Origin of the sequence: Sulfuricaulis sp., from assembly GCF_049587675.1 — a bacterium.
Classification (GTDB): Bacteria; Pseudomonadota; Gammaproteobacteria; order Acidiferrobacterales; family Sulfurifustaceae; genus Sulfuricaulis.
The window spans coordinates 23,548-36,719 of the sequence record NZ_JBAVEJ010000044.1; the positions used below are offsets into that span (position 1 = coordinate 23,548).

13 protein-coding genes are annotated in these 13,172 nt (G+C 59.0%); 9 read left to right on the forward strand and 4 right to left on the reverse strand.

What is annotated here, in order from left to right; translation table 11 throughout:
- Position 1: 1 nt before the first annotated feature.
- Positions 2 to 1,255 carry an NADP-dependent isocitrate dehydrogenase gene (icd, locus tag WB402_RS01825; RefSeq protein ID WP_424205155.1) on the reverse strand — a complete coding sequence of 418 codons (1,254 nt, stop codon included), beginning with the start codon at positions 1,253 to 1,255 and terminating at the stop codon, positions 2 to 4.
- 83 nt (positions 1,256 to 1,338) lie between these two features.
- Between icd and WB402_RS01830 the strand changes: the two genes are divergently transcribed.
- From WB402_RS01830 to WB402_RS01860, 7 genes are all read left to right on the forward strand, one after another.
- On the forward strand, positions 1,339 to 1,884 hold the full coding sequence (locus tag WB402_RS01830) for a pseudouridine synthase (RefSeq protein ID WP_424205156.1): 546 nt from the start codon (positions 1,339 to 1,341) through the stop codon (positions 1,882 to 1,884).
- Positions 1,885 to 1,896: 12 nt separating this feature from the next.
- The gene (locus WB402_RS01835; RefSeq protein WP_424205157.1) at positions 1,897 to 2,376 is read left to right on the forward strand and encodes an NUDIX hydrolase; all 480 of its coding nucleotides are present in this window, start codon (positions 1,897 to 1,899) and stop codon (positions 2,374 to 2,376) included.
- A gap of 6 nt (positions 2,377 to 2,382) precedes the next feature.
- Positions 2,383 to 3,483: a tRNA 2-thiouridine(34) synthase MnmA gene (gene mnmA / locus WB402_RS01840; protein ID WP_424205158.1), complete on the forward strand. Its 1,101-nt coding sequence runs from the start codon at positions 2,383 to 2,385 to the stop codon at positions 3,481 to 3,483.
- 96 nt (positions 3,484 to 3,579) lie between these two features.
- Positions 3,580 to 4,965, forward strand: coding sequence for an adenylosuccinate lyase (gene purB / locus WB402_RS01845; RefSeq protein WP_424205176.1), 1,386 nt, complete (start codon positions 3,580 to 3,582; stop codon positions 4,963 to 4,965).
- A gap of 95 nt (positions 4,966 to 5,060) precedes the next feature.
- Positions 5,061 to 5,579, forward strand: a complete 519-nt coding sequence (locus tag WB402_RS01850; RefSeq protein ID WP_424205159.1) for a hypothetical protein — start codon at positions 5,061 to 5,063, stop codon at positions 5,577 to 5,579.
- 14 nt (positions 5,580 to 5,593) lie between these two features.
- Positions 5,594 to 6,061: a C40 family peptidase gene (locus WB402_RS01855; protein WP_424205161.1), complete on the forward strand. Its 468-nt coding sequence runs from the start codon at positions 5,594 to 5,596 to the stop codon at positions 6,059 to 6,061.
- A 1-nt stretch (position 6,062) separates the two neighbouring features.
- Positions 6,063 to 7,028: a hypothetical protein gene (locus WB402_RS01860; protein ID WP_424205163.1), complete on the forward strand. Its 966-nt coding sequence runs from the start codon at positions 6,063 to 6,065 to the stop codon at positions 7,026 to 7,028.
- On the opposite strand, the gene WB402_RS01865 is transcribed toward WB402_RS01860, so the two are convergent.
- Entirely contained in the window at positions 7,008 to 7,373 is a 366-nt protein-coding gene (locus WB402_RS01865; protein ID WP_424205165.1) for a thioredoxin family protein, read from the reverse strand. The two genes, WB402_RS01860 and WB402_RS01865, sit on opposite strands and share 21 nt — an antisense overlap.
- 295 nt (positions 7,374 to 7,668) lie before the next feature.
- Between WB402_RS01865 and WB402_RS01870 the strand changes: the two genes are divergently transcribed.
- Positions 7,669 to 8,751 (forward strand): hypothetical protein, encoded by a 1,083-nt coding sequence (locus WB402_RS01870; RefSeq protein ID WP_424205166.1) that lies wholly within the window; start codon positions 7,669 to 7,671, stop codon positions 8,749 to 8,751.
- A 20-nt stretch (positions 8,752 to 8,771) separates the two neighbouring features.
- On the opposite strand, the gene WB402_RS01875 is transcribed toward WB402_RS01870, so the two are convergent.
- Complete coding sequence (locus tag WB402_RS01875; RefSeq protein ID WP_424205168.1) at positions 8,772 to 9,584, reverse strand: class I SAM-dependent methyltransferase; 813 nt, start codon at positions 9,582 to 9,584, stop codon at positions 8,772 to 8,774.
- Positions 9,585 to 9,900: 316 nt separating this feature from the next.
- On the opposite strand from WB402_RS01875, the gene WB402_RS01880 reads away from it, so the two are divergent.
- Entirely contained in the window at positions 9,901 to 11,019 is a 1,119-nt protein-coding gene (locus WB402_RS01880; protein WP_424205170.1) for a zinc ribbon domain-containing protein, read from the forward strand.
- 38 nt (positions 11,020 to 11,057) lie between these two features.
- On the opposite strand, the gene WB402_RS01885 is transcribed toward WB402_RS01880, so the two are convergent.
- The coding region (locus tag WB402_RS01885; protein ID WP_424205172.1) for an EAL domain-containing protein at positions 11,058 to 13,172 on the reverse strand (2,115 nt) is incomplete at its 5' end.

Genomic DNA, 13,172 nt, shown 5'->3' on the forward strand with positions numbered 1-13,172 from the left:
TCTACAGGTGGCGAATGATTGCCTCGCCGAATCCGGAACAGCTGACCTGGGTCGCACCCGGCATCAACCGGGCAAAATCGTAGGTCACGGTACGGGCGGCGATCGCGCCTTCCACGCCCCGCAGAATACCGTCGGCCGCCTCGACCCAACCCATGTGACGCAGCATCATCTCGGCAGACAGAATCAGCGAACCGGGATTGACCATGTCCTTGCCGGCATACTTCGGCGCGGTACCGTGCGTGGCCTCGAACATGGCCACGGTATCGGAGAGATTCGCCCCCGGGGCAATGCCGATGCCGCCGACCTGCGCTGCCAACGCATCGGAGATGTAGTCGCCATTCAGATTGAGCGTGGCGATCACGCTGTATTCTTCTGGTCGCAACAGGATCTGCTGCAGGAAGGCGTCCGCGATCACATCTTTGATCACGATCTCGCCTCCTGTCTTCGGGTTATTCATGCGCATCCACGGGCCCTGGTCGATGAGCTGCGCGCCGAACTCGCGCCCGGCAAGATCATAGCCCCAGCTCTTGAATCCGCCCTCGGTGAATTTCATGATGTTGCCCTTGTGCACCAGCGTCACCGAGTGACGGTCGTTCGCGATGGCATACTGAATCGCGCGGCGCACCAGACGCTCCGTACCTTCGCGTGACACCGGCTTCACACCGATTGCGGAAGTATCCGGGAATCGGATTTTTTTTACGCCCATTTCGCGCCGCAGGAAGTCGATGACCTTTCGTGCCTCGGGCGACCCGGATGCCCATTCGATACCGGCGTAGATATCCTCGGAGTTCTCGCGGAAGATCACCATGTCGACCTTCTCCGGCTGCTTCACCGGACTCGGCACGCCACTGAAATAATGCACCGGCCGCAGGCAGACGTAGAGATCGAGTTCCTGGCGCAGCGTCACGTTGAGCGAACGGATACCGCCACCGACCGGCGTCGTGAGTGGGCCTTTGATCGAAACGACGTAGTCCTTGACCGCGCGCAGGGTTTCCTCCGGAAGCCAGGCATCGTTCCCGTAAGTGGCCACCGCCTTTTCGCCCGCAAACACCTCCATCCACGAAATGGAACGCTTGCCGCCATAGGCTCTGGCGACAGCGGCATCCACCACCTTGCGCATCACCGGGGTGATGTCCCGCCCGGTGCCGTCGCCCTCGATGAAAGGGATAACGGGATTATTCGGGACATTGAGTGAGTGATCGGCGTTGACTGTTATCTTTTCGCCCGCGGGTACTTTAATGTGGGTGAAAGCCATGTTCCGCTCCGATAAAATTGCCGCGCATTCTATCATCAGAACGCGCTCGATGCGGCAGGCGTCGCGCCACGGTAAACTGCCTTATGCCCCGGCTGATTCTCTTCAACAAACCCTATGGCGTGCTGACGCAATTCACCAACGCCGATGGACGCGAAACCCTGGCCTCCTATATAAAGATCCCCGGCGTCTATCCTGCCGGGCGGCTCGACCGGGACAGCGAGGGACTGCTGCTACTCACCGACGATGGCAAGCTGCAACAACGCCTGTCCGATCCGCGTTTCAAGCTGCCCAAGAAGTATTGGGCCCAGGTGGAAGGCGAACCGGATGAAAAATCCCTGGAACGATTGCGCCGCGGCGTGATCCTGGATGGCCAACGAACTCAGCCGGCCGAGGCACGGCACATCCCCGAGCCTGCACTCTGGCCGCGTCATCCGCCGATCCGGTTCCGCCAGTCCATTCCGACGTCGTGGCTTGAAATCGTGATCACCGAGGGCCGCAACCGTCAGGTGCGGCGCATGACCGCGGCCGTGGGTTTTCCCACGTTGCGTCTCGTGCGCTACGCGGTCGGCCGCCATACACTGGAAGGCCTCGCGCCCGGCGAATGGCGTGAAGCCGATCCCCAAGTCTGATATGGTTTATTCATGGTCTGGAAGCCGAATGTCGTGGTCGCCGCCATCGTCGAGCGTGACGGGAAATTCCTGCTGGTCGAAGAAATGGCCGAGGGCCGGCTCGTGCTCAACCAGCCCGCCGGCCATCTCGACGAAGGCGAAAGCCTGGTGGAAGCCGTGGTGCGCGAAACCCTAGAAGAAACTGCCTGGCACTTTCTGCCGGAGGCGCTGCTCGGCATCTACCACTGGCCGCACCCGGCCAAAGCGACGACTTACCTGCGTTTTACCTTCATCGGGCGTGTCGCGCGTCACGAACCCGGACGGCCGCTCGACCATGGCATAACACGCGCGCTGTGGCTGACGCCTGAGGAAATTCGCGCCGAGCGCGCGCGTCACCGCAGTCCTCAGGTCGAACGCTGCCTCAACGATTATCTCGAGGGACAACGTTACCCGATAGATCTGCTCAAGGATCTTGGGCATATTGCAACTTCCTCCTCGCTTCGCACCGGTTAGACTGAAATGAACATCATGGTCGGTATTTCGGGTGGCGTGGACTCCGCCGTGGCGGCATTGCTGCTGAAACGCGCGGGGCACGAAGTTACCGGCCTGTTCATGAAAAACTGGGAAGAGGATGACGTCGCCGGGCATTGCGGTGCGGAAGAGGACCTCGCGATGGCGCGCGCGGTCTGCGATCGTATCGGCATTCCTCTCAGGACCGTCAATTTCTCCTCCGAATACTGGGAGCGGGTATTCAGCTATTTTCTTTCCGAGTATCAGGCGGGACGCACGCCCAATCCCGACGTGTTGTGCAACAAGGAAATAAAATTCAAGGCCTTCCTCGATCACGCCATGACGCTCGGCGCGGACCGGATCGCGACCGGCCATTATGCGCGCACCGACTTCCACGCGGGCCGTCATCGTCTGCTGAAGGCGCGCGATACCAACAAGGATCAGAGCTATTTCCTTTACCTGCTGGGTCAGGAGGCGCTGGCGCGTTCGCTGTTTCCCGTCGGTGACCTGACCAAGACGGAAGTCCGGCGACTTGCGCGGGAAACGGGGCTGCCCAATCACGATCGTCACGACTCCACCGGCATCTGTTTCATCGGTGAACGCGATTTCAAATCATTCCTGACCCGCTATATCCCGGTACGGCCGGGAGAAATGCGGACCCTTGCCGGCGAAGTGAAAGGGCAACACGACGGTACGATGTACTACACCATCGGCCAGCGTCACGGACTCGGCATCGGCGGCGAAGGCGAGGCGTGGTACGTCGTCGACAAGAACGTAACCGACAACATCCTTTATGTCGCACAGGGCGAGCACCACCCGGCGTTGTATTGCGAGGCACTAATCGCCGGCCAATTGCACGGCATCGGTGTCGAACCAGCGGCATGGCCACGCGAGATGCACGCCAAGATCCGCTACCGTCAACCGGACCAGCGCTGCGCGCTGACCTGGCATGACAGTCGGCTGTGCGTCGTGTTTGAAGCCCCGCAGCGCGCCGCAACACCCGGCCAGTCAGTGGTGTTCTACGACGGCGATGAATGTCTGGGTGGCGGCATCATTGAGGAAGCCGTGCCCGTGTTACGGGATGCCGGCAGCCGATCCGCGCATGCCTGAACCGGCTTTTTCCAGCCCGATCTGGTAAAATGGTGTTCCACGGGGGAACACCATCACAAGCAGGCACGCATGAACAAACCGACCACGCCCGATGCACTGCTGTTGAATCCACTCACCGCCTTGTCGCCGCTCGACGGCCGCTACCAATCCAAAACCGCTCCGCTCCGCCCGCTCTTCAGCGAATTCGGTCTGATCCGCCGGCGCGTGCTGGTCGAAATACACTGGCTGCTCGCGCTCGGCGCTCACAAAAAGATCAAGGAAGTGGCGTCCTTTACACCGGCTACGAAAAAACTCCTCGAGGGCATCATCGCGAATTTTTCGGAAAGCGATGCCCGCCGCGTCAAGGAGATCGAGGCGACCACCAATCACGACGTCAAGGCGATCGAATATTTCCTGAAGGAAAAAACGCAAGGCAACAAGGAAATCGCGCGTTGCACCGAATTCATTCACTTCGCCTGCACCTCCGAGGACATCAACAATCTTTCCTACGCGCTGATGCTCAGGGACGGCCGCGACGGCGTACTGCTGCCGCGCATGGACAAGCTGATCGTGGCGATCACGGATCTCGCCACCCGCCACGCCGATCAGCCGATGCTGGCGCGCACCCACGGCCAGCCAGCCTCGCCCACCACGCTCGGCAAGGAAATGGCCAACGTCGCCTATCGCCTGAAACGCACCCGCGACCAGGCGGCAGCCGTGCCGATCTTGGGGAAAATCAACGGCGCGGTGGGCAATTACAACGCCCATCTCGCGGCCTATCCGGAAGTCGACTGGCCGGCGATGGCCAAGTCATTTGTCGAGGGTCTGGGCCTCGCGTGGAATCCCTACACCACCCAGATCGAACCGCACGATTACATCGCCGAGCTGCTCGATGCGATGGCGCGGTTCAACACCATCCTGATCGATTTCAACCGGGATGTGTGGGGCTACATCTCATTGGGTTACTTCAGGCAGAAAGTGGTCAAGGGCGAGGTCGGCTCGTCGACCATGCCGCACAAGGTCAACCCGATCGATTTCGAGAACGCCGAAGGCAACCTGGGACTGGCGAACGCCCTGTTCCGCCATCTTGCGGAAAAACTTCCTGTCTCGCGCTTCCAGCGCGACCTCACCGACTCCACCGTGCTGCGCAATCTGGGGGTGGCACTCGGGTACATGCTGCTCGCCGGCGACTCCTGCCTCAAGGGTATCGGCAAACTCGAGGTGAATGCCGGGCGGCTCGAGCAGGACCTCGACCAGAACTGGGAGGTCCTGGCCGAGGCGGTGCAAACTGTCATGCGCCGTTACGGTGTGGAACAGGCTTACGAAAAACTCAAGGATCTCACCCGCGGCAAGGGTGGCATCACCCGCGATTCGCTCCAGGCCTTCATCCGCTCCCTGAGCATCCCCGATGCTGCAAAAAAGCGTCTACTGGCAATGACCCCCGCCAGCTACACGGGTAACGCGGCAACGCAGGCGAGAAACCTGGCCAAAACCAAAAGCTGATCCCGCCTTTCCCTCCACTCATCGCACCGCCGTCCCGTGCCATTCCCACCACGTGGTCTATATATATCTTGATGGCGAGGAACATTCACCCTGGCATGGATACCGCTAAAAACACACCCGCCGAAAAAAAACCGGAACCGCCGCGTCGGGTAATCAGGGGACGCGACGAAGTCGCCGATTTCCTGGCCGGGCTGGCGGAAAGCGCGACACGCGAGATCGTCATTTTCGCCCCGCAGGTCGATGGTGCTTTATTCAATACCCCCCGCTTTGCCCGCGCGCTAGCCAGTTTCGCCGCGCGCCACCGCAACAACCTCGCGCGCATCGTGGTGGAAGACACGGAACAGGTTTTGCGCGACAACGACCGTCTCGTCGGCTTGTGCCGGCGGCTGAGCGATTTCATCCACATGCATCAGGTCGCCGAAGAGCATCTCGGTATTCGCGAAATGTTCCTGGTCATCGATCACCGCGGCTTCCTGCATCAGCAGGACGTTGCCAAACCCGACTGCGTCGCGGACTCTCACAATACTCATGATTCCGTTCTGCTCGCGCGGCGCTTCAACGAATTATGGGACCGTAGCGAACCGATCCCTTCCCTGCATACGACAGGACTGTGATTTCTGCGCCATCGATGTCTGCCTGCTTTCCTCGCGTTCTGTTCCTGATTCCGATCCTTTACGTCCTGGCGGCGTGCGGACATGTTCCCGTTGAGAATCCATCCGAGACGACCGGAAACCGCGCGGCGAATCTCGCGCTGGCGATGGTCGGCAAACCCTACCGCTACGGCGGCAACACCCCGGCCGGGTTCGATTGCAGCGGTCTCGTTCAGTACAGCTATGGGCATAGCGGCGTGAATCTACCGCACGGAACCGACGAGTTGCACCGCGTAACGCGTCCGGTTTCGCGCAGCAAACTGCAACGCGGCGACCTCTTGTTTTTCACGCAGGAAGGCCGAAGATCCTCGCATGTGGCGCTGTACATCGGCAACAGTCGCTTCGTGCACGCCCCCTCCAGCGGCAAAAAAGTTTACGTGGCTGGATTTGACGACTCATACTGGCAGCGTCATTTCACGGAAGCGCGCCGCCCCGACACGGATTGACATGGATCGAGGCAGGCTGATCGTCGCCGCCCTGCTGTTAGCGCTGACTGCCCTGCTGACGCTAACCGGCGTCAGCGCGGAGGAGGCGCGGATTATTCAACTGAAGCACCGTCCGGCCGACGAAATCTTGCCCCTGATTCGCCCTCTGCTCGGACCGGAAGACGCGCTGAGCGGCATGGATTACCGTCTGATCGTTCGCACCTCGGACAGAAATCTGAAGGAAATAGAGCGCCTGCTTGCTCAACTGGACGTGGTGCAACGGCAACTGCGCATTACGGTGGAACAACAGGTAGCGGATGATCGCGACACCACTTCTCATTCTGTCGAGGGAGAAGTCCAAATTGGCGACAAGTCTCGCATCAAATTTCCGGAAAAATCTCCCGATGATCGCGGACTTGTCGTACAAAAAGACAATCTCCGGCTCCGCGCCGACCGGCGCACGACGGCCGGCCGGAATGAATTCACCCAGACGGTCATGGTGCTGGATGGTCAACGCGCCTCTATCCGTATCGGTCAATCCATGCCGCATGTAAAAGAGATTCTGGCGCTCGGTCGTGGCCAGGTCCTGATTGCCCAGGGTATCGAGCTTCAGGACGTCACGACCGGATTCGACCTGTTGCCACGCGTGCGCGGGGACCGTGTGCTGATAGAGATCACGCCGCGCCTGTCGACGCTGCGCGACCCCGCCACCGGCATCGCCGATTTTGACGCGGACCATCCATGGTCAGCGCCCTGTGGGCGCGCCACGCGCGTCCAAAATCATTCCGGACGAATTTGTCAGGACTTCCAGGAACTCACCGCCACTGTCGAGGTAAAACTCGGCGAATGGAACGACCTGGGCGTGATCCTCGGCCATCGCAACGAAATCAATCGTGCCATCTTGGAGAGCGCCACGACAGAATCGGGCGAGCGTCGTACCATCCGCCTCAAGATCGAGGAGTCTCTCTCAGGCACCCGCCTCCCGTGACGTGAGGGCGGGTGCGAGTCCGGAGATAAACGCGCGAACCTGCGGCTCCGTTCGGGCGCCACTGAAACGACCAGCTTCCTGGCCTTGGATGAACAGGATGACGGTGGGGAAGCCGCGCAACTGGTAGCGCCCGGCGAGGTGCATGTTGTCGTCCACTTCCACCTTGGCGAGCAGCACCTCCCCCCGGTAACCCTGAGTTACCTGCTCCAGCACCGGGGTCAGGAACCTGCAGGGCGGACACCAGTCGGCCCAGAAGTCCACCAATACCGGTTGCCTATGGGAGGCCTCGAGTACTTTTTCGGAGAAATCCGTTTCGTTTACGTCAAAGATGAAGGAGTAAGGCATTTTTATTGTTGGGATGAAGCAGAGTAAGTGCGGAGCGGCAAACACCGTGTTATTTGATAACGGCGGCATTTTACCCGAGGCTTTGTCCCAGACAAAATTCGATCATTCCCCTGCCACAAGCACAAGTGTGCATAGTTTGAGTATGCGCATTATGTTTTCCTTGATGCATACAAAGCCTGTTGTTTTCATATAAGGAAAGCTATAGTCGCGCGCCATGAATGCACGTGACGATGCCCTCCTGACCGATCTCCTGAGACAACCTACCGCGCCCTTCCGCGAGGAGCACGTGATAGCGATGGCGATACGCCTCCTTGATCAGGCGCATGTTCCTTATTTCCACGATCCTGTCGGTAACATCGTTATCGGCTGCGGATCGCCCGCCGACTATCGCCAACGATTGCAAGAAAAGAGCAGCGAGCCGCTGCGCGTTTTTATTGCGCACATGGATCATCCCGGGTTTCACGGCACCCGCTGGTTGTCACCAACGCGTCTCCGGATCAAATGGCACGGTGGATCGCCGGTGCGGCATCTCGCCGGAAGCCGCGTATGGTTGGCAACCCGCGACGGAGAATGGGCGCAAGGCCGGCTCGGCCATGTGCGCCTTCTCAAATCACGACACGCGATCGATACCGCCGAAGTGCGCGTCCCCGGCCCCGCAAAAACTCCGCGGCCGAAAGCGGGCGCACTATATGGAGGGTTCATGTTCCACTCGCCGGTATGGCGCACGGGAAAAAAACTTTACACCAAGGCCGCCGACGATCTCGTGGGCGTATTCGCCATCCTGCGCACCGCGATCGATCTATATGCCGGTCAACGCCGGAAATCGCCCCCCTTTATCGGCCTGCTCACGCGGGCGGAAGAAGTCGGCTTCATCGGCGCGGTTGGCCATCTTGAGCAGGGATGGCTTTCCGTGGCGCGCCGTCCGGTGATGTGCATCAGCCTCGAGACATCCCGTACATTACCGAACGCGCTCGTCGGCGAAGGGCCTGTGGTGCGGTTGGGCGACCGGCGCACCGTATTTCATCCGGGCTATCTCAAGGTACTGTCCGACGTGGCGCAGAAGGCGCTGCCGAAACGGCACCAGCGCCGCATCATGGATGGCGGCGCCTGCGAGGCGACAGCAGCCACCGTTTTTGGACTCCCCGCGATCGGCATTTCTGTACCGCTGGGCAACTATCATAACGAAGGATTCGAAGGCGGACCGGGTTGTCGTGCCGTTCGCGGCCCTGCGCCGGAGTTTGTGCACCTCGACGATATCGGGGGAATGCTGAAGCTGTGCCGGGCCCTGATGCAATCGGGACTGCCGTGGAAACAGCCTTGGAAAATTCAGCGCCGGTTGATGCGCCAGCGATTGCAAAAATACCGGGTGCTTCTGTGAGATTTCGCTGAATACCTGGGTTAAGCGCCTGACGGCTTGGTCCCGGTAGCAAAAATCGTTTCCACATTCAGCCACAAACCCTGTTCGCCCATGAGCGGGTGCACGTCCGCCAGGTGTTCGGCGCGAAACGACTCCTGCTGGTCCGAGGGGATCCTCTCAACCCATTCACGCATGCTGCTGTTCCAGATGACTTCCCACCACTCGGCTTCGTCTTTCAGGTGATAGCCAAGCTGCTCGGTGTGCACCTCAATGTCCTTGAGGCCGGCGCCACTCAGCAAATCACGACAGTGTTCAGGATCGGCGAGACGCATGGCGGCGAAGGGTGCGTTTTTGTCCGGCGCAACCACGCCGAAATTCTCGATCCGCCGGATGAATAATTCCATCATCGGCTGGAAGGCCTGTTTCACGAAAACAGTGAACAGGATACGGCCGCCCGGTTTTGTCACCCGCGCCCATTCCCGGAGCCCGGCAGACATGTCGGGCAGAAAAAAAATACCAAAGGAGCAGACAACATGATCGAAATACTCACGGCGGAAATCCAACGCGGCCGCGTCCATCACGTGCAAGTCGATATTGGGGATGCCGAATTTATCGATTTTTTCTTGCAAGCGATCGAGCATCCCCTCTGCTAGGTCTATCGCCATGACCCTGCCCTCGTGTCCAACGGCCTGTACAGCGGCCATGGCCACCACGCCGGTGCCGGTGGCCACATCGAGAATCTTGGACCCGCGCGCCGGTTTGAGGCGGACGATCAGGCGATCGGCGCAGAATGGAAAGAAACACGATGCAGGGTTATCGTAGCCGGCGGCAACACGGTTGAACGCCGCCGCCACCTGTGCTCGGGAGTCAGGCATGATCATGCGGCGGCTATGATGTCAGAGAACCTTGTGGCCGGGAACAGCGCATGCATTGCATCCGGAAACAATATCGCCAGACAGGCTGCGGAAGGCGGCCCTGAAGAGCCGGAAACGGGGCAATATTCCATAGCCTTGTCTCAGGATGAGCGGGCATCCACCGGCCAAGTCTCGGCACCACCTGTCGGTCGGGCAACCCCAGATATCGTCGCGTCAACCCACGTTACCGGCACGGGGCCTATAATTTTCTGAAGACATAGTTGTTGCTTTTTACCTCAGTTGGCAAGGATGTCATGTGACGGCAAGAAGTATATTCCAGAAGGTCTGCCCGGAATGCATGGCCACGGTTCCACTGGATACCCGTGAATGCTCATGTGGACATCAGCTTGACCACGACGATACGGACACAGCGCTTTCCTCGGAAGAGATCCGGCTGAAGGCCGAAGAACTCTACGAGAACTACCTCGGGGCTCGCGTCGATCAGGCTGCCAAAGCCGTCAAAACCGCGCGGGCCGATTTTGCGCGCGATCCGTCGAAACCGGCCAAATCCGATCAAGTTGATTCCGCAATTCGCGAAGCACAGATGGCCGAATCCGCCTTAGCTGCGCAATCCGCGCGCGTGGCGGAAATGAAAAAAGCTCTGTTACCCACGGCCCGGCCTGCCGCCCCTGTCCCCGTAGCGACTCCCGCGAGGAAACGGGCGACAGCATTGAAAGTAGTCCCCGCAAGACCCCACCAGGCGCGGATTACACGTAAACCCATACCGGTCTTGACTGAGGTGGTGGCCGCGGCGCCAGCGCCCGCGCGCCAGAAACACGAGGCTCCAAAAATGGCAACCACGGAGCCAGTCCCCGTGCGCCCGAAACACCAGGCTATTGTAGTGGTATCCACAACGGCGTCCGCGCACCAGAAACACGAGGCTCCAAAAATAGCAACCACGGAGCCAGTCCCCGTGCGCCCGAAACACCAGGCTAAGGTGGTTGCAACCGCCCCCCAGAAATTGCCGAGGCCCATGCCGACATCCAAAAAACCGGATATCGCTCCGCCGGCGCAATCTGCAACACCGAACCCCGCCTTCCGGCAGGCGCAGGCCGCCAAAGCGGAGAAAATCCTACGAGCCAAAAATGCTCAACCGGCTCCCGTTGTCGAAACTGTCAAAGAAGAAGCGCGCATGGTGCCGGTGGCGGAACCCAAACCACCGCAAACAACGCCTGTCATTACCGCAAAGTCTGCGCCCCGCCTGTATGCTCCGCGGGACAAAAAGGAATGTCCGAATTGCACAGCGTCGGTAACTATCGTGGCACCGCGGTGCCGCTGTGGTTATGAATTCCCATCCAGCGAACAGCTGATTCCCGCGCTCGCCATGAGCGACGAAGAGCGTGCGGAGTTTGCCAAGCTTTTCAATTTTCCCTGAGCGCTGCCAGCGCTACAGTTGCGCGGCAACATGCGGGCCTATCCTGTGGCCGACTTTGTATTATTTCCCCGGTTAATGCCGGAAAACAATTCTTCCATCGGCTGCGGCTTGGCCACGCCGTAGCCTTGGGCGAAATCCACCCCGATATCACGCAGTATTCGAAGTATCTCGTCGTTTTCCACGAATTCCGCAACAGTCTGAATACCCATGGCATGACCAATCTGATTCGCTGATTCCACCACGGCGCGGTTGACAGAATCACTGGCAATATTGCGCACGAAGCTTCCGTCGATCTTCAGAAAATCGACCTTGAGGGCCTTGAGATAACCGAACGAGCTCATGCCGGTACCGAAATCATCGAGCGAGAATCGACAACCCATGCCTTTGAGCACGGCAATAAACTGCGTCGCCCGCGTGAGATTGAGCATGGCGGTGGTTTCGGTAATCTCGAAACAGATCTGTCCCGGGGAAATACCGGTTTTATCGAAAGCATCGATGACGAATTTCAAAAAATTATCTTCGCACAACGACTGTCCCGAGAGATTGATGGAGAATAGCCATCCTCGAGCGGTGGCGGCGTTCTGCGAAATGGTTTCGAGCGCCTTGCGCACGACCCAGCGGTCGATCGATGTCATGAGATTGTAGCGTTCCGCCGCCGGAATGAAGGACAGCGGGGGAATCAATCTACCCTCCTCGTCCAGCAGGCGTATCAGTAACTCATAATGCGGCGCGCCACTTGTCGGGTCTGCCACCGGAGCAATCTTCTGGCAGTAAAGGCAAAAGCGGTTCTCATCCAGGGCCCTGCCAAGACGCGAAATCCAGCGCATCTCGCCATGACGTTGACTGAGTTCACTGTCATCCAGACGGTAAACGCTTACGCGGTTGCGTCCCGCCTCCTTGGCGGAGTAGCAGGCCACGTCGGCCGCGCTCATGATGTCCGTGACACTCTGCTCGCTGGAGGTGATGGACACCAGACCGATACTGACGCCAACATCAAAGGCATGATCTTCCCAGACAAACCGAAACTCCCTCACCCGACTTAGCAGGCTTTCCGCGATTCTTTTTGCTACCTCGATATCGCAGCGCTCGAACAGAATTCCGAATTCGTCACCGCCGAGCCGGGCCACCGTATCCGTATCGCGTATTTTCTCGCGCAATATCGCGGCAAACTGGCGCAGCAGTTCGTCACCGGCGATATGGCCGCACGTGTCGTTGACGATCTTGAACTGGTCAAGATCCATGTAGCAGAGCGTGTGCCCTATTCTGCAAGTCTCGACCTCGCTCACAATCTTTCCCAGACGACGCTCGAATTCACGCCGGTTGAAGAGTCCCGTCAAGTCATCGTGGCTTGCCTGATAGGACAATTGCTTCGCCATCTTGCGCGCCCGGCTTACGTCGCGGATCACCAGTACGGCGCCCATCAGTAAACCACCATCCTGGGCCCGAATTGGTGCAGCCGTGTTCACGACATCCACTTCCGAGCCGTCCGGTCGTACCAACACGACATGTTCCTCCGCGCCGACCACGATCCCTTCGCGCAGGCAGGCCTCTACAGAACTTTCCACCGTACGCCGACTCTCCTCGTCAATCAGGCGCAGAACATCACGAACCGGTCTGCCGTACACATCGTCCAATTTTTGCCTGATCAGCTCTTTTGCCATCGGGTTGAGATATTGGATATTTCCTTCCGCATCAGTTGTTATCACGGCATCACCAATCGAGTGCAAGGTAACTTCAATAAGCGTTTTCTCTTCCAACAGGCTCGCTTCGGACTGGCGCACCTTTTCTAACGCCTCCTGCAACTCCTCCTGCTTCAAGCTGACAAAATCGAGCGCCTTGTTGATAAACCTGGCAAGAAAACCGAACTCATCCGTGCGCTTCTCCTCGAACCTCAGTGCCATCTCCCCGTGAGTAATCGACTTGGCGGTTCGGACCATATGCTGGAAAGGACGGGTCAATAATCTTTGAAGCATCCAGTGCAAGAAAAGGCCGAAGGCAAGCATGGTAACGCCAATGGCAACCAATACCTCCTTGCGTTCTTGGGTCAGGGAATCCTTCAGTGCCGGGTGATACACTGCGACCAGTACGCTAAACGGAAATTTTTTGGGATTTGCGGGGCGGTAGGTGAATGTGCGCTCGAATGACACCAGATC